The organism is Thainema salinarum CENA647 (genome assembly GCF_057732415.1).
This window is the reverse complement of the sequence record NZ_JBYJZJ010000022.1, coordinates 1,960,762-1,984,344: the sequence shown is the minus strand read 5'-3', so window position 1 is coordinate 1,984,344 and position 23,583 is coordinate 1,960,762. Positions and strand designations below refer to the sequence as shown.

General features: G+C 51.7%; 19 protein-coding genes. 11 read left to right on the top strand and 8 right to left on the bottom strand.

Going from position 1 to position 23,583, the window contains the following annotated elements; all coding sequences use genetic code 11:
• Nucleotides 1-154 precede the first annotated feature (154 nt).
• The gene (locus AC286M_RS15585; protein ID WP_488205260.1) at nt 155-847 is read right to left on the bottom strand and encodes a DUF8692 domain-containing protein; all 693 of its coding nucleotides are present in this window, start codon (nt 845-847) and stop codon (nt 155-157) included.
• Between the two features lie 248 nt (nt 848-1,095).
• On the opposite strand from AC286M_RS15585, the gene zds reads away from it, so the two are divergent.
• From zds to AC286M_RS15570, 3 genes are all read left to right on the top strand, one after another.
• Nucleotides 1,096-2,565 carry a 9,9'-di-cis-zeta-carotene desaturase gene (gene zds, locus AC286M_RS15580; RefSeq protein WP_488205259.1) on the top strand — a complete coding sequence of 490 codons (1,470 nt, stop codon included), beginning with the start codon at nt 1,096-1,098 and terminating at the stop codon, nt 2,563-2,565.
• A gap of 122 nt (nt 2,566-2,687) precedes the next feature.
• The gene (locus AC286M_RS15575; protein ID WP_488205258.1) at nt 2,688-3,137 is read left to right on the top strand and encodes an SRPBCC family protein; all 450 of its coding nucleotides are present in this window, start codon (nt 2,688-2,690) and stop codon (nt 3,135-3,137) included.
• Between the two features lie 329 nt (nt 3,138-3,466).
• On the top strand, nt 3,467-3,754 hold the full coding sequence (locus AC286M_RS15570; protein WP_488205257.1) for a hypothetical protein: 288 nt from the start codon (nt 3,467-3,469) through the stop codon (nt 3,752-3,754).
• Between the two features lie 147 nt (nt 3,755-3,901).
• On the opposite strand, the gene AC286M_RS15565 is transcribed toward AC286M_RS15570, so the two are convergent.
• Both AC286M_RS15565 and AC286M_RS15560 read right to left on the bottom strand, forming a co-directional pair.
• Nucleotides 3,902-6,985: a glycoside hydrolase family 10-like protein gene (locus tag AC286M_RS15565; protein WP_488205256.1), complete on the bottom strand. Its 3,084-nt coding sequence runs from the start codon at nt 6,983-6,985 to the stop codon at nt 3,902-3,904.
• 631 nt (nt 6,986-7,616) lie between these two features.
• Entirely contained in the window at nt 7,617-8,279 is a 663-nt protein-coding gene (locus tag AC286M_RS15560; RefSeq protein ID WP_488205255.1) for a MarC family protein, read from the bottom strand.
• A gap of 118 nt (nt 8,280-8,397) precedes the next feature.
• Here AC286M_RS15560 and cofH point away from each other — a divergent pair, with 118 nt between their 5' ends.
• From cofH to AC286M_RS15545, 3 genes are all read left to right on the top strand, one after another.
• Nucleotides 8,398-9,552: a 7,8-didemethyl-8-hydroxy-5-deazariboflavin synthase subunit CofH gene (gene cofH, locus AC286M_RS15555; protein WP_488205254.1), complete on the top strand. Its 1,155-nt coding sequence runs from the start codon at nt 8,398-8,400 to the stop codon at nt 9,550-9,552.
• A 14-nt stretch (nt 9,553-9,566) separates the two neighbouring features.
• Entirely contained in the window at nt 9,567-10,787 is a 1,221-nt protein-coding gene (locus AC286M_RS15550) for a DUF790 family protein (protein ID WP_488205253.1), read from the top strand.
• Between the two features lie 864 nt (nt 10,788-11,651).
• Nucleotides 11,652-12,923 carry a lipid-A-disaccharide synthase-related protein gene (locus tag AC286M_RS15545; RefSeq protein ID WP_488205252.1) on the top strand — a complete coding sequence of 424 codons (1,272 nt, stop codon included), beginning with the start codon at nt 11,652-11,654 and terminating at the stop codon, nt 12,921-12,923.
• A gap of 111 nt (nt 12,924-13,034) precedes the next feature.
• Here AC286M_RS15545 and AC286M_RS15540 read toward each other — a convergent pair whose 3' ends face one another.
• The gene (locus AC286M_RS15540) at nt 13,035-15,881 is read right to left on the bottom strand and encodes a GAF domain-containing protein (RefSeq protein ID WP_488205251.1); all 2,847 of its coding nucleotides are present in this window, start codon (nt 15,879-15,881) and stop codon (nt 13,035-13,037) included.
• A gap of 154 nt (nt 15,882-16,035) precedes the next feature.
• On the opposite strand from AC286M_RS15540, the gene AC286M_RS15535 reads away from it, so the two are divergent.
• The 3 genes from AC286M_RS15535 (at nt 16,036) to AC286M_RS15525 (ending at nt 17,581) form a co-directional block, all read left to right on the top strand.
• Entirely contained in the window at nt 16,036-16,287 is a 252-nt protein-coding gene (locus AC286M_RS15535) for an excalibur calcium-binding domain-containing protein (RefSeq protein WP_488205250.1), read from the top strand.
• A gap of 207 nt (nt 16,288-16,494) precedes the next feature.
• Nucleotides 16,495-16,725 (top strand): DNA-directed RNA polymerase subunit omega, encoded by a 231-nt coding sequence (locus AC286M_RS15530; RefSeq protein ID WP_488205249.1) that lies wholly within the window; start codon nt 16,495-16,497, stop codon nt 16,723-16,725.
• 148 nt (nt 16,726-16,873) lie between these two features.
• Nucleotides 16,874-17,581, top strand: coding sequence for a hypothetical protein (locus tag AC286M_RS15525; RefSeq protein WP_488205248.1), 708 nt, complete (start codon nt 16,874-16,876; stop codon nt 17,579-17,581).
• On the opposite strand, the gene tsaE is transcribed toward AC286M_RS15525, so the two are convergent.
• Together tsaE and AC286M_RS15515 are read right to left on the bottom strand one after the other, a co-directional pair.
• A complete protein-coding gene (gene tsaE / locus AC286M_RS15520) occupies nt 17,561-18,046 on the bottom strand; it encodes a tRNA (adenosine(37)-N6)-threonylcarbamoyltransferase complex ATPase subunit type 1 TsaE (protein ID WP_488205247.1) in 486 nt (161 codons plus the stop codon). The two genes, AC286M_RS15525 and tsaE, sit on opposite strands and share 21 nt — an antisense overlap.
• Before the next feature lie 11 nt (nt 18,047-18,057).
• Nucleotides 18,058-20,277, bottom strand: a complete 2,220-nt coding sequence (locus AC286M_RS15515) for a transglycosylase domain-containing protein (RefSeq protein ID WP_488205246.1) — start codon at nt 20,275-20,277, stop codon at nt 18,058-18,060.
• A gap of 348 nt (nt 20,278-20,625) precedes the next feature.
• On the opposite strand from AC286M_RS15515, the gene AC286M_RS15510 reads away from it, so the two are divergent.
• Both AC286M_RS15510 and AC286M_RS15505 read left to right on the top strand, forming a co-directional pair.
• Nucleotides 20,626-21,090 (top strand): hypothetical protein, encoded by a 465-nt coding sequence (locus AC286M_RS15510; protein ID WP_488205245.1) that lies wholly within the window; start codon nt 20,626-20,628, stop codon nt 21,088-21,090.
• A gap of 220 nt (nt 21,091-21,310) precedes the next feature.
• Nucleotides 21,311-21,769: a hypothetical protein gene (locus AC286M_RS15505; protein ID WP_488205244.1), complete on the top strand. Its 459-nt coding sequence runs from the start codon at nt 21,311-21,313 to the stop codon at nt 21,767-21,769.
• Between the two features lie 118 nt (nt 21,770-21,887).
• Here AC286M_RS15505 and petA read toward each other — a convergent pair whose 3' ends face one another.
• Nucleotides 21,888-22,874 (bottom strand): cytochrome f, encoded by a 987-nt coding sequence (petA, locus tag AC286M_RS15500; RefSeq protein WP_488205243.1) that lies wholly within the window; start codon nt 22,872-22,874, stop codon nt 21,888-21,890.
• 98 nt (nt 22,875-22,972) lie between these two features.
• Complete coding sequence (gene petC / locus AC286M_RS15495) at nt 22,973-23,518, bottom strand: cytochrome b6-f complex iron-sulfur subunit (protein WP_488205242.1); 546 nt, start codon at nt 23,516-23,518, stop codon at nt 22,973-22,975.
• Nucleotides 23,519-23,583 lie beyond the last annotated feature (65 nt).

Genomic DNA, 23,583 nt, shown 5'->3' with positions numbered 1-23,583 from the left:
TGTAAAGGGTGTAGAGGCTGTAAAGGGCTGTAAAGAGAGCAGGGGGGCAGGGGAGCCACGGTGAACTCCTCACTCCTCACTCCTCACTCTTCACTCCTCACTCCTCACTCTTCACTCCTCACTCCTCACTCCTCACTTCTCACTCCTCACTCTCCTAAACCTTTTGAGTTTGACAGATGTTGAGAATTGCAGTGTGGCAGACGCTGCTGTAGTAGAGGCCGATGTTGAGGATACCGAGTAGTTTGGAGCCGTCTTCTAGCATGGCGGGCAGTCCTTGGCCCTCAATGCCAGCCAGATCAATACCTGTAGAAAATAGGAACAACAGTGCGGCACAGACCAGTAATAGATAGGGAGTGGTGCGGATAACAGGTTGAAAGACAATGCCAACTGCGATCGCAGCCACCCCATAAACCATATAGCTGAGCTGCTTGGGCACACCAAGCACAACATTTAGCCAGGTTGTTAAGCGAAACGTATCGTCGAAGACCAGCAGAATCGTCACTAACCCAGAACACAAAATGAACTGTTGATAGAACGAGGCAGATGACAAGCGACGCAGCACCATAAATGTAAACAGGCAAATGGCTCCCGTTGCGCCCCATAAGATCTCCGACGCCAGAACAAGAGCCCCCAGATAGGGATACTTAATCGAAAATGGCTCTTTGAACAATCGCTCAATCACTGCCCCACCGTAGGGATGAATCACCGCATTCAGAGTCAGGACGATCAACAAACCCGTAAATAAACTGTTGATCAGCACGACATAGCGATTGCCGAAGAGATGCTGGCGCAGCATCAGCAGCCAAGCGGAGAGCCAAGGAACGATAGAAGCGGGGGGAATCGTCATCCAGATACACCTCACGGTTGAATGATGTCTCATACCTCGCACTTAGCCCATCAAGAACCCAGAATCGTTATCGTGCTGCCGCAGTGCGGTGGCACAAGCACCACTTCCAGGCCCATTCAACGGTGCAGGATGTGAAACGTGAAACGTCTAGCGATTGATAGTTAGGTTTCAGACGATTCATCCGCCTAAAACAGCCCATCAATATTAAAATCTATAAAGCAAATCAGTAAAAAAAGAGAAAAGCCAGCATGCGAGTTGCGATCGTTGGGGCCGGATTAGCGGGTCTATCTGCCGCCGTTGAACTAGTCGATGCCGGACATGAGGTGGAAATATTTGAATCTCGTCCCTTTGTTGGTGGCAAAGTGGGCAGTTGGGTCGATGGCGATGGCAACCATATTGAGATGGGGCTGCATGTCTTTTTCGGCTGCTACTACAATCTATTTGCCCTAATGCAAAAGATCGGCACATTCGACTCGCTGCTGCAAAAGGATCACGTTCACACCTTCGTGAATCGGGGGGGCCAAACCGGGGCGCTGGACTTCCGCTTTATCACAGGCGCACCGTTCAACGGGTTAAAGGCATTTTTCACCACGAATCAGCTTTCGCTCCAGGATAAGCTGCAAAACTCGCTGGCCCTCGGTACCAGTCCCCTGGTGCGCGGCCTGATTGACTTCAACGGCGCGATGAAGACGATTCGCAATCTGGACGACATCAGTTTTGCCGACTGGTTCCGCAGCCACGGCGGCTCCAACGGTAGCCTCAAGCGCATGTGGAACCCGATTGCCTACGCGCTGGGCTTTATCGACACCGAAAATATTTCCGCTCGCTGTATGCTGACCATCTTCCAGTTCTTCGCCGCCAAGACGGAAGCGTCGGTGCTGCGGATGCTGGAGGGTTCACCCTACGAGTATATTCACAAGCCGATTCTGGACTACCTGGCGGAACGGGGTGGCCAAGTTCATACCCGTCGCGGTGTTCGCGAGATTACCTTCGCCGAAGAGAACGGTCAAACTCGCGTCACCGGACTGCAAGTTGCCAACGGCGATCGCACTGAAACAATCACTGCCGATGCTTACCTCTGTGCCTGCGATGTGCCCGGCGTGCAGCGTCTGCTGCCCGATGCGTGGCGCAAGTGGCCGCAGTTCGACAACATTTATAAGCTAGAAGCCGTGCCCGTTGCCACCGTTCAGCTCCGCTTTGACGGCTGGGTGACAGAGCTGCAGGACGATGAAAAGCGCCGTCAGCTCGGACAAGCCGCAGGGTTAGACAACTTACTCTATACGCCCGATGCCGATTTTTCCTGCTTTGCCGATCTGGCATTGACCAGTCCCAGCGACTACTACCGGGAAGGCCAGGGTTCCCTCATGCAGCTGGTGCTGACTCCCGGCGATCCGTTTATTAAAGAAAGTAATGATGCGATCGCACAGCACGTGCTCAAACAGGTACATGATCTCTTCCCGTCGTCGCGCGACCTGAACATGACCTGGTACAGTGTGGTCAAGCTGGCCCAGTCTCTGTACCGCGAAGCACCCGGCATGGAACCCTATCGTCCGGCCCAAAAAACACCAGTTGATAACTTTTTCCTAGCCGGAAGCTACACACAGCAGGACTACATCGATAGTATGGAAGGAGCGGTGATCTCTGGCAAACAGGCCGCCTACGTGATGCTAGAGCCGACAGGCTACCGTGTCCAGGGCGCAGGTTTATTCAAGTACTAATCAAACCTTTCTAAGTTCTATGTTTTGAATGTTGAATTAACCGTCAACTATGAACTCAAAACTCAAAACTGAGAACTCAAAACTCGCACAGCTCAACTGACTCTAATACCAACCAACCACTTATGGCAGACTGGCTCGAACATACCGTCCAAATTGAGGTCGATGTCCCGATCGAACTGGCGTGGGAACTGTGGTCAGACCTGGAGCAAATGCCGCGCTGGATGAAGTGGATCGACTCGGTTGAGGTGCTGGAAGATAATCCGGAACTGTCGCGCTGGAAGTTAGCATCCACGGGCTTTGAGTTTAGCTGGCTGTCAAGAATCTTGAAAGTGGTGCCGCAACAGATTATCCAGTGGGAATCGGTGGATGGCTTGCCCAATCGTGGTGCCATCCGATTCTACGATCGCAAAGGCAGCAGCATTGTCAAACTCACTGCGGCCTACGCGATTCCGGGCGTAATTGGCAAAATCATGGACAATCTCTTCCTGGGTCGTGTTGTCGAAAGTACCCTCAACGCCGATTTAGAACGATTCCGCGACTACGCAATGCAGGCCAAAGCCAACGCCACATAATATCCAAGTCCGCGTATAGGAACCCAGCTTATTTTTTCTGACGCGCTTGCGAAGCAAGCGCGTCAGAAAAAATAAACTATGGGCTTTTAACCAGACTGCATACGAGTCATCCAGCTACATACACCATTCAAAGAAAACGGGAGCCGTGTCTACGGCTCCCATTTTTTGGCTTTTCTAACACCCTATTCCATGAATGTTATTCATAACATCTATGCACTATACATTTTGATCTGTATCAACGGTCACAATACGCTGGAGATAAGCAGAGGTTACACCTTAAACATCTTGAACAAAACGAAGGATGTTGCCCAATCAAGGAGGTACGAAACATGTCATTCAATTCCAAAGCTCTCAACTGGCGTCCGAGCCATGACCGCTCAAACTCCCCAGCGACCATGACTCGCCCCACTCTATTTGATCATCTACGTATGACATGGGAAAGCTGGAAACATGGTTTGTCTGCTAGCGGCGAACCCCACATTTGGCAAACCCGCGATCGCAACGGCAACGTTCTCTGGAACGCGTATGATCCAATTAGCGATCGCAGCTTGTACTACGCATCGGAGGCAGAAGTTCGGATTTGGCTGGAAAACCGCTACTCCTATCCTGCCGCTTAACAACGTGAGCAGGTGTGCGGAGATTGCTGTTTAATTCAGTCAACCCATTCCAGACAAGCACCATGAATCCAACTTCACATTCAACGATTACTGGTTCTAAAACAACAGAGCCGCGCAGTGCGCGGCTCTGTTGTTTGCCATCAATTCTCAGTCCTGATCACGCAACTCCATACTCGTCTGCACGCCCAGAAGATGCTGCTCACCGTAGTTGAGCAAATTATCCAGCGTGATCAGCCGATGTTCCCAGGCGCGCACCCGATAGCGACTGCTCACCGACTGAACATAGACCTGTCCCCGGAGGCGCTGACGAAACTGATTTAACCGCGATCGCGCTTGATTCAAGTGGGAAACTGAGGGAGATGCAGCCAGCTTAGTCAGCGCTTCGTCTAGCTCCTGAGCTGACCGAACCCACTGCTCAGATGCGCCACCCTGCACCCACATTTGGCGATTTTCTAGCAGCCAGTTCCACTCCCGCAGCAGCGCCTGATAACGAGCCGAGGCCGCTTCAAACGGTTGACGATAGGGAATTGGCTCGTCCGCAACGGACTCACCACCCTGAGTCTGATCAAAAATTTCCTGAAGCTCAGGATTGAGGTTTTCAACCGCAAACAGCGCATATCCACCCGTCGGCAAATCGCGCAAGAACTGAATTTGATCCAGCGCCACTTCATTAGGCATGTCGAGCAGCCGAATCCCTGGCAGAATCAGCGTTGAATCAAACCGATTTTCCATCAGCCAAGGCCGCGTTACTCGCTCTAGCTGATCGGTGTTTTGCACATAGCTCATCAAAACGACCAGATCAACATCACCCTCCTCAGCCCAGGCTTCCCAGTGCTGCTGCAGCTTCTGCAAGCGCTCATGTTCGGAGTGAGGGAAAACGGCGACGGATAGGTTCAGATCGGGATACTGGCGCTCCAGCAGGTTCGAAACTTCGCCGACGAACGAGCTAACTTGTTCAGTTCGGAAGTCCGTCCAGGCTTGCCACAGCCGCCGCTGCTGCTGCCGTTCGGCAGGTGAATGCTCGGGATTGTCACGCGGCGAAAGCTGGAGTGGATCAACTCCGGTACGCTGATAGAACTGCTGGCGGGCGGCAAGACCGTAACCGTAGGTGCGACCGGCGCTGGGATCTTGGAACGGATAGCGAATATAGTCAAGCTGAATACCGTCTACGTCATAGCGGCTGGCAATCTCGTCCACCATGCGTAAAAGGTAACTGCGGACCTCTGGATTGGCCGGATCCAGGAAGGGCTTGTTTTGGCCCAGCGGGATCATCTCGCCGCGATTGTCGTAGTTGGCCCAGTCACGATGAGCGGCAATTAGCGAACCAGGATAGCTGTCGGGCTGATTCAGAATGCGGTTATGGGCCTGGTTGCCCGCCGCAAACGTCCACATCCAGGCATGGATTGCCATGCCGCGCTCATGGGCCAGTTCCACCGCAGCTTCCAAAGGATCCCAGTGGCGCGTGAGCGGATTCTGCTCCGGTGCCACTCGACTGGGATAGATTGGATAGCCTGCATTAACAGTTTCAAAGAATACGGTGTTAATGCCCGCTGCAGCCAGTCGGTCAAACACGCGCTCTAGCCCTCGGGGCGATCCTGCCGCCACAATCGTGCCCCGATCGAGCCACATGGCGCGAATTTCAGGCTGGGCAAAGCGATTGTCAACCGGAAAATCACTCCAGAGCGCATCCCGTACCGCCAGCCAGCGCGATCGCACTTCTTCGTACTGGCGCTGTTCGATCAAGCCGTTCCAGTCATTGAGTAGCGACTCAGCCTGCTGGAGAGCTGGCGGCAGTGCGATCGCAGGTTGATCCAGTCCAGCACCTTCACTACTAGCGGTCAAAATCGGTGCGGCACTGGCTTGTAGGCTGGTATCAGCATCTTGCGATCGCGCAGCAAATAGGGCGCTTTCATAGCGACCGACTAGGCTTTCCAGTTCCTGACGCATGGTGAGCGCATCATAGGTATTGATCGGCAGCGCACTCGGGGTCACGTTTAAGCCCGGTGGCACCATCTGTTCGGCTGGGTCATTGGGTTCCCGCAGGCTGGGCAGCTGCTCGGTGGGCCGAATCCAAAAGCGGGATGACGGGGATGGACTGGCCGCACTGGTCGTAGATGGCGTAGCAGGTGTCGCTGCATCTCTCGCTGCTAGACCCACTCGGTTGGACGCAGATGCAGACGGGGTAGAAGACGGACTAGAGGAAGCCGTATCGGGTTCCACCAGCGGCGTCAATCGATAGCTGGATGGCAGGTCGGTTGACGTACGGCGCGACGTTTGATCGGTGGGTAGGTTAGATTCAGATACCGCATCTCCGGCTAGCGCTACAGGCGCTTCGGATCTGGCTGATGGACGCGGTGCCTGAGCCGTTTGATTCGGTGCTGGATTAGACGGAGCTGATTGAGCAGATGTTGAGGAAGCAGAATCGGCTGGAGCCGCCACTCTGGGCGTGTTTTGATAATAAGACAGAGCAGCTTGCAGCCACTGACTATCAAACTGGGCCGATTGGGACGACCCCATGCCCCAGCGCCAGCCCAGCAGAGTTGCCCGCTCATTGGAAATCACTGCTGCGGCCTGCTCATTACTGAACAGCTCCATCTCCGACTGCTGAATATTGGCTGCTGCACTGCGCCAGGTGACAACAACGTTGCTCATGGAATGGGTCGGCAGCAGCACTCCGCCCCATACTTCCTCACTGGTGTTGCCGTCCTGTACCCAGCGGTAGGAGGGATTGGGCACGGTTTGCAGATTGGCGGGTTGGGCCAGGGGAAACGCCCAGTATGCGCCCAGAAGTGATCGCAGTTGCTGACGCACTTGCGTTTCGGCCAAATTCCCGACTGGGCCACTAGCAATGATGCGTCCGCCCCGATTCACCCAGGCTTCCAGCACCGTTACCTGCTCGGCTGAAATTGCTTCTACGCTGGGAATGAAGAGCACATTGACATTGGCCAGATCAGCCACCGAGCGAATTTGGCCCAGTTCAACTTCCTGAAAGGTAATACCAGCAGCCTGAATGCGACTGGTGATGTTTGACCACTGGGCCTGATTATCTGGGCTGCGTACGACCCCTAAGACCAATTGCTCCGTGCCCGGATTCGCTGAGGCCACTTCCGTCTGTGCCTGGGCAGCGGGTAAACCGCGATCGCAGGTATATCCCACCAGCGTCAACAGTAATGCAGCAAACAGCAGCCGTCCTGTGCCTTGAGTCATCAGGCGATATACCAACCGAGTCATGAACGGTGCCGTAAATGATGCCATAAACGGTTTAGCGTGGCGCAAATGCTGGACTAGTCTCACGATTTCAGACCTTATTCGACGACGATACCTTGAGAACCTAATTGAAAATCTACAGGGTTAGCATGCCCAATTATTCTGTAGCTTCAACGAATTTCTACAAAGAGATTGCAAATAAACCGTGAAATTACGATGAGTTTGGGCATTTCATTGCCAGATCACAACTATTCAATCAAAACAGCTTGATCAGCCAACGGGTTCTATCACTCAGGAATTGGGCTGATGCAGATGAGTTTTGCCCAGTCAGGTTAAAAACTCACCGTTCTTTTTGAAAGCTCACTGCATAAAGCTTTTCTAAAAAAGAATTGAGTTTCTCTACATTAGACTTTATCGGAAATTGTTTTGTAGCGCGGCTCCGCCGCGCTACAAAACAATTTTCAACCCCAAAAACTTTATTTCCAATAAAGTTTATTGACTGGGTACAGGATTCAGGAAAACGGTGAGATATTGTGGCGGCAGATGGGCACTCCAACGCAAATCATGACACCGATTGGTGACGCGCTACAAGGTTGCGATCGCAGATTTTGATGAAAATTGGGTGAAGACCGCTGCAAATCCACAGCAAATCCACTTAAATTAGGCCAATTAGCTCTAGCCAATCGGCAATGCCGTTCAGAATGAGCTGCACACCAATCGCCATAATGAACAGACCCAAAATGCGGCTGAGAGCACTGATGCCCCGTTCGCCCAGCAGTTTCAGCAGCAGAGTCGAAGAGCGCAGCGATAGGTAAATCAGTAAGCCTAAAACTGCGATCGCAGCTCCGGCGGCGGCCAGGTTGATGAATGTCCCGGTGGATAAGTCTCGTCCGGCTTGAGCCGCTAAACCCAGTGTTACTGCGATTGAACCAGGGCCAGCCAGCATCGGAATCGTCATCGGAATCAGCGCAATGTCTTCGTGATGCTCTAACTGCTGAATCGCACCTCGATTTTCCCGTCTGGAGATTTTGGGCTGAGCATTCATCGTTTGCCAAGCCGCATTGAAGACAACAATGCCCCCAGCAATCCGCACCACCTCCAGCGAAATGCCAAAAAACCGCAAAATGCCGCCACCCACCAGCAAAAACAGCAGCAGGACAGCCATCACATTCAGCGCCACTCGTCCCGCTAATTGACGGCGCACAGTCGGCGACGCATCGGGCGTCACAACCAGAAAAATGGGCGCTCCGCCAATCGGATCAACGACCGGAATCAGCGCCAGTAGGCTACCAACCGCAAACTCAAAAAACTGCTGCATGGAAATTGCTCAGTATCGCCAAATCTCGATCAATGTTAACGACAGCAAAATAAGACAGATTGCCTTCCCGCCTGAATCCGCCACAATAGTAGAGTATGGTTCTCCATGATGAGCGTTTATGTCTATTGCTACCGTTGATCAGATTCTTAGCCAATCCCTAGCGGGTAACGATATTTCAGTCGAGGATGGGGTGGTGCTGCTAAGCCAAACTGATCCAAGTGCGATCGCAGCCATTCGCTTGGCGGCGGATCAGCTCCGGCAACAGCAGGCAGGCGATACTGTCACCTATGTGATCAACCGCAACATCAACTTCACCAATATTTGCGAGCAGCACTGCAACTTCTGCGCCTTTCGGCGCGACGCAGATCAGGATGGAGCCTACTGGCTCAACGAAGCGACGATTCTGGAAAAAGCGGCAGCAGCCGTACAGCTCGGAGCCACAGAAATTTGTATGCAGGGCGGCCTGAATCTAGAGGCAAAGCTCGACGGTCAATCGCTGCCCTACTATGTTCGGCTGGTCAAAACCATCAAAGATGAATTTCCAGACCTGCATCTGCACGCCTTTTCACCCCAGGAAATTCAGTTTATTGCCCGCGAAGATGACCTCAGCTATCGCACCGTGATTGAAGCGCTGCAAGAGGCGGGCCTTGGCTCCATGCCCGGTACTGCCGCTGAAGTGCTAGACGACTCCGTTCGCCGCATTCTCTGTCCCGAAAAAATCAACACCGCTATCTGGCTGGAAATCATCGGCCTAGCACATCAAGTTGGCTTGCCGACTACCAGCACAATGCTGTCCGGTCATATTGAAACACCCATGCAGCAAATGCAGCATTTTCAGCACCTCCGCACGCTGCAACAGCAAGCCGTTGAACGCGACTATCCAACCCAGATTACTGAATTTATTCTGCTGCCCTTCATCGGTCAAGAAGCGCCCAAGCCGCTACGAAAACGGGTCGGACGCGATCAACCGATCCTGAGTGATGCCTTGTTACTCACGGCAGTGGCTCGTATTTTCCTGGGTAACTGGATTGCCAATCATCAGCCAAGCTGGGTGAAACTGGGCTTACACGGCGCATCCGAAGCCCTCACCTGTGGCTGCAACGACATCGGCGGCACGCTGATGGAAGAACATATCACCTCAATGGCTGGGGCACAGGGCGGCACCTGTATGACGGTAGATGAATTGAGATCTGAGATCGCAGATCTGAACCGTCCCTATCAGCAGCGAGATACACTATATAATCCTGTTCTCACGCCCATCGCTGTTTCGTAATCCAGACCCGATTTATGCTGCCAACGGATTTGCTGAGCTATCGGCTGAGCGGTGATTCCCTAATTCCGAAAAAGCTGTCGATTTGCGATCGCAACTTAGAGATGGCGGTTGATCTGATCACCCTGTTTCAGGACTGCCAGGGCGACACCCAGGGCAATTTAGATCGACGGTTGCAAGATTTAGAAGGTGAAGATACCGATTACCGAATTAGGCGGGGACTGGCTCACATTCTCCGCAGCAGCTTCAGCACGTTTGACATCGTTAGTCCCTTGGAACCGCAGGATCTGCGGCAGCGGGTGTTTAGCTTGGCGGCTCAGACGGTGCCGAGTATACCCAATGCTCAAGTGCATTTGACCAAGCTAGCCGATCAGCTCAGTGTAGAGTGCGATCGCGAAGTGTCGGTCAAAGACATCCAGCACGGACTGTATGCTGACCTGCAAGAAAACCGGATCTTGACCGAGTTTGATGCGCCGACTCCGGAAGCCTTGCTGCATCGCTACAACCTGTCGCAGGTGCAGGGTGTGTTCTACAAAGCCAGCCACATCACGCTCAACGTCCACCGCAACGATCCAGGCGAGTATAAGCTGCTGTTTCGCTATCTCAAGTTTTTTCGGCTGATGACCTATATTGAGGGCGATGCCGATCAGGGCTTTACGATTACGATTGACGGCCCCACTAGTCTGTTCAAACCTAGCACCCGCTACGGATTGGATATTGCTAAGCTGCTGCCTGCCTTGCTGCACGTGACGCGCTGGAATCTGCGGGCGACGCTACAGGTGAAGGATTCCTACAGTAAAACGCCGAAGCAGAAGCAGTTTACGCTGGATTCCGAGCGCTGTGACTTGGTGACGCACTATCCACCAGGCAAGCCCTACGACAGCATGTTAGAGGAGTCGTTTGCCAACCGCTGGGCTCAGCTCAACAGCGACTGGCAACTGGAACGAGAGGTGGATCTCATCCCGATTCCCGGCAGCGTGATGATTCCCGATTTCCGGCTGGTACACGAGGATGGCCGCACCTATTTGCTGGAAATTGTCGGCTACTGGCGACCGGAGTATCTGCGTAAGAAGTTCTCCCAGGTGCGACAGTCGGGCTGTCCGAATCTCATCCTGGCGGTTTCAGAGCGGCTGAATTTGGAAAAGGCCGGGGTGAATATTGCTAATACGCCTGCACGAGTCGTGTGGTTCAAAAACAAGCTCGTACCTAAAGATGTTCTTAAAATCTTGGAGAATTAAGCCAGTGAGATTGCGATCGCACTGACCTATTGCATGCACTTTATTTCATTACAAATCTCACTATCTGAAGCCACCGACTTTCCATGAAACGTACACCAACCAAACTCATAAAACGAGCAATAAGCACAGGTTTCTTGAGTTACGTTTATATCTTGATGATCAGAATGATTACTAGGATTCGATGAATCTTTTGATACATCATCTGACTCAATATCAGGGTAATCTTTACCATGAATCACCCAACTTAGGAACTGGTTCCAAGGGGATGACTGAACAGATGACTGACGCTTATTCGATATTAAAATAGCTATCGTGTTTGTGATCGAAATAGTCATCATCTTCACCTCAAGCATCTTTAATACAAAGTTATCAAAGCCTTGATCAAGTAAATACAGTAAATACTAGCAAAGCGTCCAAAACTGGATTTGATTACTCAATAACCATTTAGTTATAATGCGCTTCAACTTCCTCTGTCAAGCCGCTGTCAAGGTGGTCAAAAAGCAAATGAAGTTGAGCTGTTTGCCTCGTGAATTGAATTTTGGAGTCAATTCTGGCTGTATCAAACCGCTCAAAAACAAGCATTTGAAGATTAAAAGCCTTGAATATTATCTGATCAAATTTTAAATGTTTTGGCAGGTTTGGCGGCACTTAGAATACTAAAGACTTTGTAAAAAAACGCTCAGGTTAGAGTATGGCAAATAGGCAGCAGGCTTGGCGTCTCTCTGAAGGTGTATAGATATATTTCGGAAAAGCTGCATTTCCTAGATTAGTTATCGTGTAGCACTGGGAGAGTATGGTCTGTTGCAAAGAGGCTTCCATTGCTATAGTTGCAACGTTTGCTACTGTAATGCTGAGCTGATGGCAATGAAGCTTCTCTGTTTAAGTAACGGTCATGGTGAAGACATAATCGGCTTGCGGATTTTGCAAGCGCTTCAGCAACAGGCTCCCGAACTGGAGATTGCTGCGCTACCGATTGTGGGAGAAGGACTGAGTTATCAGCGGGCGGAGATTCCCATTATCGGAGCAGTCAAACCCATGCCGTCCGGTGGCTTTATCTATATGGATGGTCGTCAACTGGCCAGAGATTTGCAGGGGGGGTTGCTGGCACTGACGCGATCGCAACTCAAAACTATCCGAGCTTGGGCCAAAGAGGGCGGCTTCATCTTAGCCGTGGGCGATATTGTGCCGCTGCTGTTTGCGTGGCTGAGTAGGGCCAACTATGCCTTTGTAGGAACAGCCAAATCAGAATATTATCTGCGGGATGAGGTGGGCTGGTTGCCGCGCGATTCTTGGGTGGCCACGCTGGAAAACTGGTCAGGATCGGTTTATTTACCGTGGGAGCGCTGGCTCATGGGGCGCAAACGCTGTCAGGCCATTTTTCCTAGAGATTCCCTCACCAGCCACGTTTTGCAAGCCAAGTCGTTACCTGCTTATGACCTAGGCAATCCCATGATGGACGGCTTGGTTACAGCTACTAGCAAGGCTACCGATTCAGAATTGCACAATACTAACTCCACGGTCGGTACAGAGGACGCACCGCAACCGCTGACGGTTGTACTGTTACCGGGTTCGCGTCCGCCAGAAGCCTATCGCAACTGGCAAACTGTTCTGACCGCTGGATCTTACGTGATGCGAGATTTAGATCGGCAGTCCGTGCGCTTTTTAGCGGCGATCGCACCTAGCCTTGATTTAGCACCACTCCGTGAACGTTTAGAGATGGAAGGCTGGCGACCGGATTCGACCGATGCTCTAACCTATATCCGAGGAGCGTCAACATTAACCATTGCCACCGATCGATACGCAGAATTTTTGCAGCAGGCGGATTTTGCGATCGCAATGGCAGGTACCGCAACAGAACAGTTTGTGGGATTGGGTAAACCAGCGCTCATTCTACCCGGAACGGGGCCGCAATTTTCACCCCGCTTTGCCGAAGCCCAGACACGGCTATTGGGGCCATCTGTCACTCTGATTAAGCCGGAACAGGCGGGTCAAGTTGTACAAAACTTTTTAACTCGGCCTGATTTGCTGCAACTAGTAGCTGAAAACGGCCAGCGCCGCATGGGCGCACCCGGTGCAGCATCTCGGATTGCGGCTTGTTTACGAGAGAAATGTTTAGCTTTGGAGAGTAAGGCGTGAGGAGCAAGGCGTGGAAAGGTCATAAAAGGCTGTAAAAGCTGTAAAGATTCGACCCAGCACCTAGAACCCAAAATCTAATATCTAGCACTCAGTATCCAGCCCCCCAATTAGTCACCCCGCAGCAGCAAAACTCAGTGGAAGCTGCACAATAAAATGCGTTTGGCTGTCTTGGCTTTCGACGCGAATTGTGCCCTGTAGAGCCTCAACGAGCTGTTTCACCAGCGCGAGGCCCAAGCCCGTACCGCCATGCTTCCAGGGGTCATTGTTCGGGATGCGATAGAACCGATCAAAAATGCGATCGCAGTCTGCGGGAGAAATTTCTGTTCCAGAGTTGCTGATTCGAAGCGTGATACCAGCAGCAGTGGCCGCACAGCCAACAGTGATTGTGCCGTGGGCTGGGGTGTATTTACAAGCGTTGTTGAGTAATTCCAGTACGATACGTTCTAGATAATCCAAATCAGTAACAATCGTGGGCAGGTGATTGGGCAGCTCAAACGCTAACCGTTGCTGATGCTGTTGCGATCGCTCGATAAACGGTTCACCGAGCTGCAAAATCACGGATCGAAGCTGGATCGGCGTCAACTGAAGAGACTCTGTCCCCGCCTCTAAGCGCGTCAAATCCAGCAAATTATTGATTAGAGTGGTTTCACGCTGGCACTCTTCCTGCAAAATGTCGAGATAGCGCTGAATCATTGGCATTTTAGGGTTTTGTGAGTTCTGCAACCCCTCCAGCGAGGCCAAACTGACGTTTAGCATGTGCGTCGCCATTTTGATACTGGCCATCGGCGTGCGCAACTCATGCGACACCGTGCTGAGGAAGTCGTCCTTAAGCTGATGCAACCGTTCCAGCTCACGCACCTGTGACTGAGCCGTTTGATAAAGACGGGCCTGCCGGAGTGCGATCGCACATTGGTTAGCAAACTGTTCCGCCAGCCAAATTTCGCGGTCTGAAAAGTAACTTTTGGCCGTCCGAAAAATCCACAGCGTTCCCAAAATCCGAGTTTCACCGATCAGGGGACAGGTCAAAATGGTAAACGGCTGCTTCAAAATTCGAGCTGGCGCAGGTGGAATCGGGAGCGAGCAAAATTGGACACTTTGCCCCCGGAGCGTCTGCTGATGGACGCTGGTTAAGGAATCAACCGGAAAAACACAGCCTTGAACCGATGGCAGATTGTCTTTTACCCAATCGTGATGAATCGTAACAGTTGCCTGTTCCAGATCGTAGAGGCCCAAATCGCAGGCTTCAGCGGCCAGGGCTTGTCCCAGTTCTGCCACGGCGGTACGTAGAATTTGCTGCTCATCCAAACTGTCGCGCACCCGGTCACTCAGCCGTTTGAGCGTTTCTCCATACATCAGCGCCTGACGGATTTGAGCAGTTCGTTCCCGGACTTGAATTTCGAGATTGATATTGAGTTGTTGCATGCGCTGATGGAGTTCGGCCTGCTGAATTGCGATCGCAAGCTGATCGGCAATTTGCTGCAACAGGCTGGCTTCATCCGGTTGCCACACTCGGCATTCCGCGCAGGCATGAACAATCAGCAATCCCCAAACTCGGCGGGATGGATGGGACGATGCATCAGGCAATACCTGCACAATGGGCGCAACAACTTTCGACTGCACCCCCACCGATTGCATAAACTCAACCAAACAACTGCCCCAGTCATCTGTGGCAATATCCGGCACGATGCGAGGTTTGCCACTGCGATAGTGCTCGTAACAGGCGGGCGGAAAATGCTCATCCAGCCAGCGCATATCGTTTGTCATTGGATAATTGGGCAGCACCGATTCTTGAATCACTTGCCCTGAACCATCCGACAGCAGCCGAAATATCAGAACCCGATCGGCCTGTAAAACCTGCCGAATTTCGCTAACCGCCACTGCTAACATGCCGTCTAAATCCAGTGACTTGCGGATTTGTTTGGTAATTTGATGCAGCAGATGTTCTCGTTCAAATTGGGTTCGCAGAATGGCCTCTGCCTGTTTGCGATCGCTAATATCCTGAACTGTTCCTAAAAGCTGCGTCACCTGTCCTTGCTCATCTCGCAAAAACGCGCTTTCTCGGCTTTGCAGCCAAACCCAGTGCCCGTCAGCATGGCGAAAGCGATACTCGATTTCTACTCCGTCATGATTAACCAATGTTTGGCAGCGCTGAAGGTGCTGCATCACTCGCTCTCGGTCATCAGGATGACAGAGGTAGGACAACACTTGACTGCCCATCGCGTGAATGGCGTCCTTCGTATACCCCAGCAGTTCCAGCATATTGGCAGTGCTATAGACATTCCGCTGCTGTTCGAGGTCATAGACATAAATCGTGCTGGGGCTAGTTTCCAGAATGCTGTTGATAAACCGCTGATTTCGATAGTGAGCGGAATGAAGGTCAGCCTGTTCTGTCGCGTAATCGGCAGCGCAATCAACCTGGGGCTGCTTCTTTTCCCTTGCAGATTCCTCTTTAGATTCTGATAGAGAGACTCCCTGCTGCTCAAGGGTTTGCATTTGCTGCCGCAGTGTCGCACACTGCACGGCCAAGCCGAGCTGCATTGCAACCTGCTGTAAAAAGGTTTGATCCAAGCTGCTCCACTGCCGTGGAGCTTGGCACTGATGAGCAATCAGGAGCCCCCAAAGGTGACGATCAACCAGCACAGGCACGACCAAATTAGCCTGCACCTGAAATCGGGTTAGTAACTCAGCATGGCACGGCTGAATATGACTCTCATGAACATTGTCAATCGCGCTAATTCGTCCCTGCTCGTAAGCAGACACCCAGTCACGATGAAAGCAAGGATCGTCAATAAATTGGCCCAGAATAGCATTCCACTGTGGATCAACGGCTTCAGCCGCAACCACACCATCCTGATTCGGCAATAAACGATAAATCAATGTGCGATCGCACTGCAAAGCTTTTTTGATTAATTGAACAATCTCGGCCAGCTGATGATGGATATCGCTTGGGGTCTGCAAGCAACGCGATATCTCGCCTATCACCTGAAAAAGCCGATAAGAATCTCGATCTAATGCTGGGGGTCGATCAACGTCCATCGAAACTTGCCAGTGTTTGCCGATAGTTGAGTGATTGGGGCATCCTAGAGTGTCCACATCTGGGATGTTTTCTCCTATGCTACGTCGATTTATTGTGTTTGTTGTGGGGATTGCGATCGCAATGACCGCTCTAACCCTGTATTCTCCGCTAGGCTTGGCTCAGACCAGTCACCAAACCAACTGCGACCCGTCCTATCCCGACGTGTGTATTGCACCACCGCCACCCGATCTGGACTGTGGCGAGATTGAGTATCGTAACTTTAGAGTAACGGGTGCTGATCCACATCGCTTCGACGGTGACCACGACGGTATTGGCTGCGAGTCATAGTCTAACCGAGTCATAGTTTAACTAAATTCTGAAAGCATGACTGTATCGCCGCAGTGTGGCGGCATCATCACCGCTGCGGGTTTTCGACTAGCACGACTGGCACGGTGCAGGCTGCAAGTACACCATACGAGGTTCTATCGGTCTAGCCAGTTGATCCGCTAAACTAGGAAAGAACAAATTGCTGAACTTTTCTCCAGTAGGTTTTCTATGCTAAAGAAGCGCTCTCCGTTCGATTCTGCTCAGCTCATGCGTCGTTCAGAAGACCTAATTGAGGCAGCTTCTAACCGCTATCGGATTACAGTACAGGTTGCTAACCGGGCACAGCGCCGTCGTTTTGAAGACTTCGAAAATCTCGACGACCCCAAAATGAAGCCCGTGATTCGCGCCATCATTGAAATGTCAGATGAACTGACTCAGCCTGAGATTATTGGCGAGTAAGGTCATTCGTTCCCAATGTGATTATTTTTAATCAGTTTTAATTCCATCAGGGTTCGCGTGGAAGAGGGTGAATGTGCCACTCATTCTGCGCGAACCTTTTGGCGTTAAACCACGTCTTGTTCTGATAACTGCCATTTAGCTAAATCCAATGAAGCGATTTCATGTTGTCCTGAGCGTTCTGAGCTGTCTGGTTGTCATAGCTGGGTTTACGCTGTTGAATCCAATCGGTTTGCTGTCCAATTCCTCCAGTTCAACTCAGGCGAGACAGTGGTGGCATGGACAATCTGCGATCGCACAATTGCCCACTGAACGCGAACTCCGTCGCCTCATCCCGGAGCAGATTGCGGCCTATGTGTACCAGCAATTTCCCGATTTACCGCTGGAAAACCAGTACATCGACAACCGTGATAACGAAGTAGATGAGGACGGCACCTTAGTCAGCCGCATGATCGACTACCATACCCGGATTGTGCGTCGTCCCACCCAATATCGCCTGGATTGGAAGCTAACGATAGCCGACTATCTGGATGAAAATGAAATTATTATCATCAGCCAGTATCCCGGATCATCCCGCTACGAAACGAATCCAGTGCGAGGCGACAAAGCTGCGATCGCACGTCTTTCGCCAGAACAGCGCAATGCGCTAGTCAACACGCTAGTGGCAATTTACAATCCTGCATTTGCCGAGATCGCCGGATGGCGGACGTATCCAGAGGCATTCAGCTCACCCCAAATGACGCCGGAAGCACAGGCTGAACCTGCGACCGAATCCTCAACGCCGACAGACAGTTCAATGCCCAATTCATCGTCTGAATCCACAATCCCAGCACGGGGTTCAGCCGATCTGCTTCGCTAGAGGGGCATTTATTAGCCATTCCGTCTCCCGTTCCCCCACGGGAATCAACTCGACCTGGCGACCCGTTTCGTCCCGCAATAGGCGAATCTGGAGATAGTGATCGGGCCTGTAGACCAATCTCTCTGCCCACTCGATCGCTACGATGCCTAGTTCGACTTCCAGCTCATCCCAGTACATATCGAGATAGAGCGTTTCGGTTTCAGCAGGTTCCAGCCGATATAAATCGGCGTGATAGAGCGGTATTCGCCCTTCCAGATATTCGTTGATCAGCGTGAATGTCGGACTTGCGATCGCATCCGTCACACCCAAACCTTCACCAATCCCCTGCACCAGCGTTGTCTTGCCGCTACCGAGATTTCCTTCTAGTAGCAAGACAATTCCGGCTGGCAGCGTTTGGCCTAGAACAACCCCTAGTTGGCGCGTATGCTCTGCATCCGGCAGAAACAACGAAAGAACACTCTCCATGCCCATTGCCGCTAAAACGGTTCTTGCTTCATTTCAGAAACACCTGCTGATGGATTGCTCGTGCCAGCAGGTTGCTGAACTTCATTCTGGATCGTTTGATTTTGGATAGTTGGATTGGCGGGTGCGCTATACGGCACATTCGGCTGCATTCCAGGTTGAACTGGAGGCATACCTGTGGAGTTCGAGGGTGAAAATGCAGGTTGATTGCCAGTTGGTTGTCCCGTCTGTGGATAGGCATTCGGTGGCGAAACCCCATTTTCAAATGCTCCCGGCATCCCTTGCCCTGGACTGATTCCATTCATTGGTGCGTCCATCGGTGAGAAATATTCAACGGGCACACCCTGAAGCGCTTCCATCATATATCGCCGCCAGATCGGTGCAGCCACATCACCCGCTGCGGCTCCAGCCCCAATTGGATAGTTGTCGTCATTGCCAACCCAAATCGCCGTTGTCAGCTGGGGCACATAGCCCACAAACCACACATCGCGGGCATCGTCCGTCGTGCCGGTTTTGCCTGCCGCAGGCCGATCCGGCAGCCGCGCCTCCACACCGCTCCCTTCTTCTAATACCCCTTGCAGAATACTGGTTAACTCGATTGTCGCCCTCGGATCAAGAACGAGCCGTGGTTCAGGAATGTTATCGAGAAGTACCTGTCCTTGGCTGTCTGTAACCTGAGCAATGAAGGTTGGTTCAGCATACCAACCCTGACTGGCAAACGCCGAAAACGCATTCGCCATCTCAAGCGGCGTCACTTCCACAGCACCCAATGCCAAGGGCAAGACTGGTTCCATATCTCCTTTCAAGCCTAGCGATCGCGCCGTTTGAATCACTTGTTCAATACCGAGATCGTGCATCAGACGAATGGCCGGAATATTACGAGAGTGAATCAACGCTGTCCGTAGCGTAATTGGCCCCCAAAACTCACCTTCGTAGTTGCGTGGCGTATAGGTGCCGCCCCCATCGGGGTAGGTGACTTCCGTGTCATCAATCGTTGAGTAGGGAGTGTACTGACCCGTTGCTAAGGCTGCGTAATAAACAAACGGCTTGAAGGACGATCCAGGCTGTCGGCGAGCCTGAAGCGCTCGATTAAACTGACTTTGCTGATAGTTTACGCCACCTACCACGGCTTTGACGAAATGAGTACGCGGGTCAATCGAAATTAGCGCCATTTGATCCGCATAATATCCCCGCTGGTACAAATCAAAAGCGCTGGCTTGCACCACTCCTTCGGCAGTAGTCTGTAGGTAATCATCCACTGTCGCCTGAACGCGCATTCCGCCTTTCAGCAACGGGCCTTCACCAAAATGTCGGATCAGTTCTTGAGTGACCGCATCGGTGACATAAGGGGATTTGCTGCGCGAGAAAGAAGTAACTTCACCAAACTGAAGTTTTTCGGCTAAAGCAGCCCGTTCTTCCGTCTCTGTAATCCAACCCAGTTCCCGCATGCGTCGCAGGGCGAGCCGTTGCCCCGTCTTAGCCAATTCCATTGAGACAAACGGGCTATATTCTTCGGGAGCCTGAATCAAACCGGCCATCAGCGCCGATTCAGCCAGAGTTAAATCCGCCGCCGATTTCTTGAAGTAGCTTTGAGCTGCTGTTTCAACGCCGTAGGTGTTATGCCCCCAGTACACCTGGTTTAGATACAGCTCTAGGATTTTGTCTTTGCCATACACCTGTTCCATACGAACCGCTAGGACGGCTTCTGCAATTTTCCGGCTTAACGTCTGACGCGGTGTGAGAAACAGGTTTTTAGCAAGCTGCATCGTCAGGGTCGAGGCCCCTTCCACGGTCTCTTGATTCTGCACGTTCCGCAAAAACGCGCGGGCAATTCCGTTCGGACTAACTCCCTCATGCTGATAGAAACGGTCATCTTCCATTGCCAGGACAGCCCGCTTGAGATGGGGAGAGATTTCATCTAGCGTAACAACTTCACGGTTGGCTTCATCGTGCAGACTGCTGAGCAGTTTGCCGTTGATGTCGTAAATATAAGTCGTCTCGACTGGGCTGTAGTGGGCCAGCAGTCGGACATCTGGTAGCCGTCGCAGAGTGATGTCGAGTCCAATGAAGCCGCCTGCGATCGCAGCGGTTGACACCATGCCAACTGCAATCACCGTCGAGCCGGCAACTTGGCTGACTTCCCGCATATAGCTAGCCACATCAGCCCAGCGAATATCTGGACGTTGATGCAACCGAATCGATCGAAAACGGGATTTAACAGCGTCAAATGACACAGTGACAACTCCCCAATGGCGAATAAAATCAAGGCGTTTAGTTCAAGGCGTCTATATTCAAGCGAATAAATCGCATAAAGACAATACATTGGTCGATTTTTTTAGATCTAGGAGGAGCGTTGTGTATTGCATCACGGCGACACAACGCTCCTTCTGGACTTGGAATTTGGGTTTTAATCATGCCAATCTATGGACTCGGCTCACCATGATAGAAGATTCCGTTGGTAAAAGCCCATTAATTTTCGCGCTCACCCTAAATGGGTGATCTCTGGGCGTCCTCTACGAAATGGATTCTTATTTCCTTGAAATGAATCGTGTAAGCACATTCAAACAAAGGCCCCCCCCTTTATGCGACTCATCATTATCAACGACACGGCCCTTAAGCAAAGCACTCAGCAGTCTTCCCAACTGCCCCCAGAAGCATTTGTCAAGGTTGCAGATGGAACTGAGTTTCAGATCAATGGCTATACCAGTGAATCGGGACACTACAAAGTGTTTTTGACCGATCCGTTTGAAGGCAAGCGCACCTGGTATGTCTACGCACTACACGCTGAAATCGCCTACGGCGTTGATGAAAAATTCTACATGCGTGTCGCTCAAGACACTTATCTGAAGCAAGAGACCAAGCAAGCAGATGAGCTATCAGATGCCAACAAATATAAAGTCACGGCACCTGATTCATTCAACCTGATGCAGTACTTCCCCGATCCGGCAGCAAACCAGCATCTCAAGGTCAAGCTTGAGCAGCCGATCAATGGCATCATCACTTGGTATGCCTTTGGGCCTCACGTTGAGATCTTTACCCGTCCATAGGTGTACTGCGATTTAAGTCATACCTTAATCGGTGAAAGAGGTTAGCCTCTCTCATAGAAAGGTTTCATAAAAAAGGAGCTTAGCTTTAGGCTAAGCTCCTTTTGCGTATTGATTTAGCCGCTTTACCCAGGCTGGGTGAACTTCGGGGATGGTCTGCGAAATGAGTTGACGTTGCCCTGAAATGAACAGTGTAAACACTACTCCACTCAAGGTACTCACCATGAGACTTATCATTATCAACGACACCATCCTCAAGCCGAGCACACAGCAGTCCACTCAACTGTCTCCCAGTACTGTGGCAGAAGTAAAAGATGGCACCGAGTTTGAAATTAGCCGATTCACGAGTGAATCCGGACACTACAAAGTGTTTTTAACGACTCCCTTTAGAGGCCAACAAACCTGGTATGTCTACGCACTGCACGCTGAGATTGCCTACGGCATCAACGAGCGCTTCCAAATGCGGATTGCCCAAGATACCTATCTAAAACAAAACGCCGTTCAGACTTCTGAACTGTCTAATGCGAACAAGTACAAGGTCTTAGCTCCCTCTGCGTTTGACTTGGCTCAGTATTTCCCTGATCCAGCCGCAGCGCAGCATCTGAAAGTCAAGCTAGAGCAGCCCCTCAACGGTATTCTGACCTGGTATGTGTTTGCTCCCCACGTTGAAATTGTTGTCTAACCCGATTGCACTAGACGATTGAATAAAAATAAAAGAGGGCATCGCATAAGCGCAATGCCCTCTTTTTAATGGCCTTTTACTGAAGCTAGATTTTTCGCAATCAAAATCTCTAGATCAACTAGAACGTCATTTCAGCAGCCTGGACTTTCTCGACCTGCTTCTTCTTCAGCACCAGCATAATCTGGGTCAGGGTTGCTGCAGCCAAGAAGGCAATCAAACCCTTGATGCGAGTAGAGCTTTGCAGCACGATTTCAACATCACGCTGACCAAAACCACCCACGTTCGGATCATCGTTTAGCGCTTGACCCGCCGTAACGGCATCACCTTCGGCCACAGTTAGCGCTAGACCAGCGGGCACCGTATCCACAACGGTGTCGCCTGCATCAGTTTGAATGGTGACTTCGTATCCACCTGCTTCAACTGCCGAGATGTTGGAGATGGTACCTGCAGCGGATGCGTTGTAGACGGTGTTGTTGCTCTTTTCACCCGTCGGGTAAACTTGGCCCCGACCGCGGTTACCGCCGACGTGAATCTGGTACTTACCAAAGCTGATTCCCTTTTGGGTTGCTGGATCGGGAGACAGAACTGGGAAGACGATCTCTTGATACTGCTCACCGGGCAGTGGACCAACAATGATGATATTTTCTTGGTCTTCGCTGTAGGGCTGGAAGTAGAGGCTACCCACCTTTTCCTGCATTTCTTCGGGAATGCGATCGGCAGGTGCAATCTTGAAGCCTTCCGGCAGCATCACGACAGCACCGACGTTGAGGCCACCCTTGCTGCCATCGCCCAAGACCTGTTGGGTATCGAGGTCATAAGGAATTTTGACTACGGCTTCAAACACAGAGTCAGGCAGTACCGCTTGAGGTACTTCAACCTGAGTCGGCATTTCACCGAGGTGGCAGTTCGCACAAACAATCCGGCCCGTTGCTTCACGGGGGCTGTCATAGTTCTGCTGCGCCCAGAACGGATAAGCCGCAGCGGATTGAGGCGCGATCGCATCTCCAATGGTCAAGAACAGAACAGCAGCCAAAACTACCGCAATGCCCTTGGCGATGCTGCGAAAACTTGCGATCGCACTCGTCAGGACAAAATCACTTCTCATCAGTAACACGCTTTTCAATAACTCAGGACTCGGGGTTCAAACGTTGAAATAACTTAGGCTGAAAACAACAACCAAGGCTTAAAGCTTTGCAAGGTGGGTTATGACCACCACGGATCATCGCCCGTACGGAAATCGGTCTCTGTCCAAGGCGTCAGTGCAATCGTGTCGTTCTCAGTGACAGTGGCATGAGCCAGCGCCAAGGAGAGAGGAGCGGGGCCGCGCACAACCTTACCTGTGTTGTCGTACTGAGAACCGTGGCAAGGACAGATAAACTTGTTTTCGTTGGCGTTCCAGGGCACAACACAGCCCAAGTGGGTGCAAACCGCGTTGATGCCATAATCCGCAATTCCACCCTCGTTGCTAACTACGATGTAGGTCGGATCGCCCTTGAGACCCTGAGCCAATGAGCGCTCACCGGGCTTACGCTTAGAGACAAACTCACTAGCGTTAATGTCCTTGCCCAATGCATCTTTAGCGAGGACACCACCACCTGCGGCACCACTGGATGGCGGAATGAAATACTTAACCACGGGATAAAGCGCGCCGAGTGCTGTTCCTGTAGCTGCACCAAACGTCAACAAATTCATAAACTGACGGCGTCCCATGCTGGGCACATCCGCATTCCCGGAAGAAATTTGAGTCATAACTTAAGCTGTATGTAGGCGTTCAAAATGGAGACTACGATAACTGCTGCGCTCAAATTCAGACT

Bases quoted from the DNA above. Each gene is read 5' to 3' on its own strand.
- AC286M_RS15545 (WP_488205252.1), top strand. From the start codon at position 11,652: ATGAAGCTTCTCTGTTTAAGTAACGGTCATGGTGAAGACATAATCGGC.
- AC286M_RS15560 (WP_488205255.1), bottom strand. From the start codon at position 8,279: ATGCAGCAGTTTTTTGAGTTTGCGGTTGGTAGCCTACTGGCGCTGATT.
- AC286M_RS15570 (WP_488205257.1), top strand. From the start codon at position 3,467: ATGTCATTCAATTCCAAAGCTCTCAACTGGCGTCCGAGCCATGACCGC.
- zds (WP_488205259.1), top strand. From the start codon at position 1,096: ATGCGAGTTGCGATCGTTGGGGCCGGATTAGCGGGTCTATCTGCCGCC.
- cofH (WP_488205254.1), top strand. From the start codon at position 8,398: ATGTCTATTGCTACCGTTGATCAGATTCTTAGCCAATCCCTAGCGGGT.
- AC286M_RS15510 (WP_488205245.1), top strand. From the start codon at position 20,626: ATGCGACTCATCATTATCAACGACACGGCCCTTAAGCAAAGCACTCAG.
- AC286M_RS15530 (WP_488205249.1), top strand. From the start codon at position 16,495: ATGCTAAAGAAGCGCTCTCCGTTCGATTCTGCTCAGCTCATGCGTCGT.
- petA (WP_488205243.1), bottom strand. From the start codon at position 22,874: ATGAGAAGTGATTTTGTCCTGACGAGTGCGATCGCAAGTTTTCGCAGC.
- tsaE (WP_488205247.1), bottom strand. From the start codon at position 18,046: ATGGAGAGTGTTCTTTCGTTGTTTCTGCCGGATGCAGAGCATACGCGC.
- AC286M_RS15565 (WP_488205256.1), bottom strand. From the start codon at position 6,985: ATGACTCGGTTGGTATATCGCCTGATGACTCAAGGCACAGGACGGCTG.
- AC286M_RS15585 (WP_488205260.1), bottom strand. From the start codon at position 847: ATGACGATTCCCCCCGCTTCTATCGTTCCTTGGCTCTCCGCTTGGCTG.
- petC (WP_488205242.1), bottom strand. From the start codon at position 23,518: ATGACTCAAATTTCTTCCGGGAATGCGGATGTGCCCAGCATGGGACGC.
- AC286M_RS15525 (WP_488205248.1), top strand. From the start codon at position 16,874: ATGAAGCGATTTCATGTTGTCCTGAGCGTTCTGAGCTGTCTGGTTGTC.
- AC286M_RS15550 (WP_488205253.1), top strand. From the start codon at position 9,567: ATGCTGCCAACGGATTTGCTGAGCTATCGGCTGAGCGGTGATTCCCTA.
- AC286M_RS15535 (WP_488205250.1), top strand. From the start codon at position 16,036: ATGCTACGTCGATTTATTGTGTTTGTTGTGGGGATTGCGATCGCAATG.
- AC286M_RS15575 (WP_488205258.1), top strand. From the start codon at position 2,688: ATGGCAGACTGGCTCGAACATACCGTCCAAATTGAGGTCGATGTCCCG.
- AC286M_RS15505 (WP_488205244.1), top strand. From the start codon at position 21,311: ATGAGACTTATCATTATCAACGACACCATCCTCAAGCCGAGCACACAG.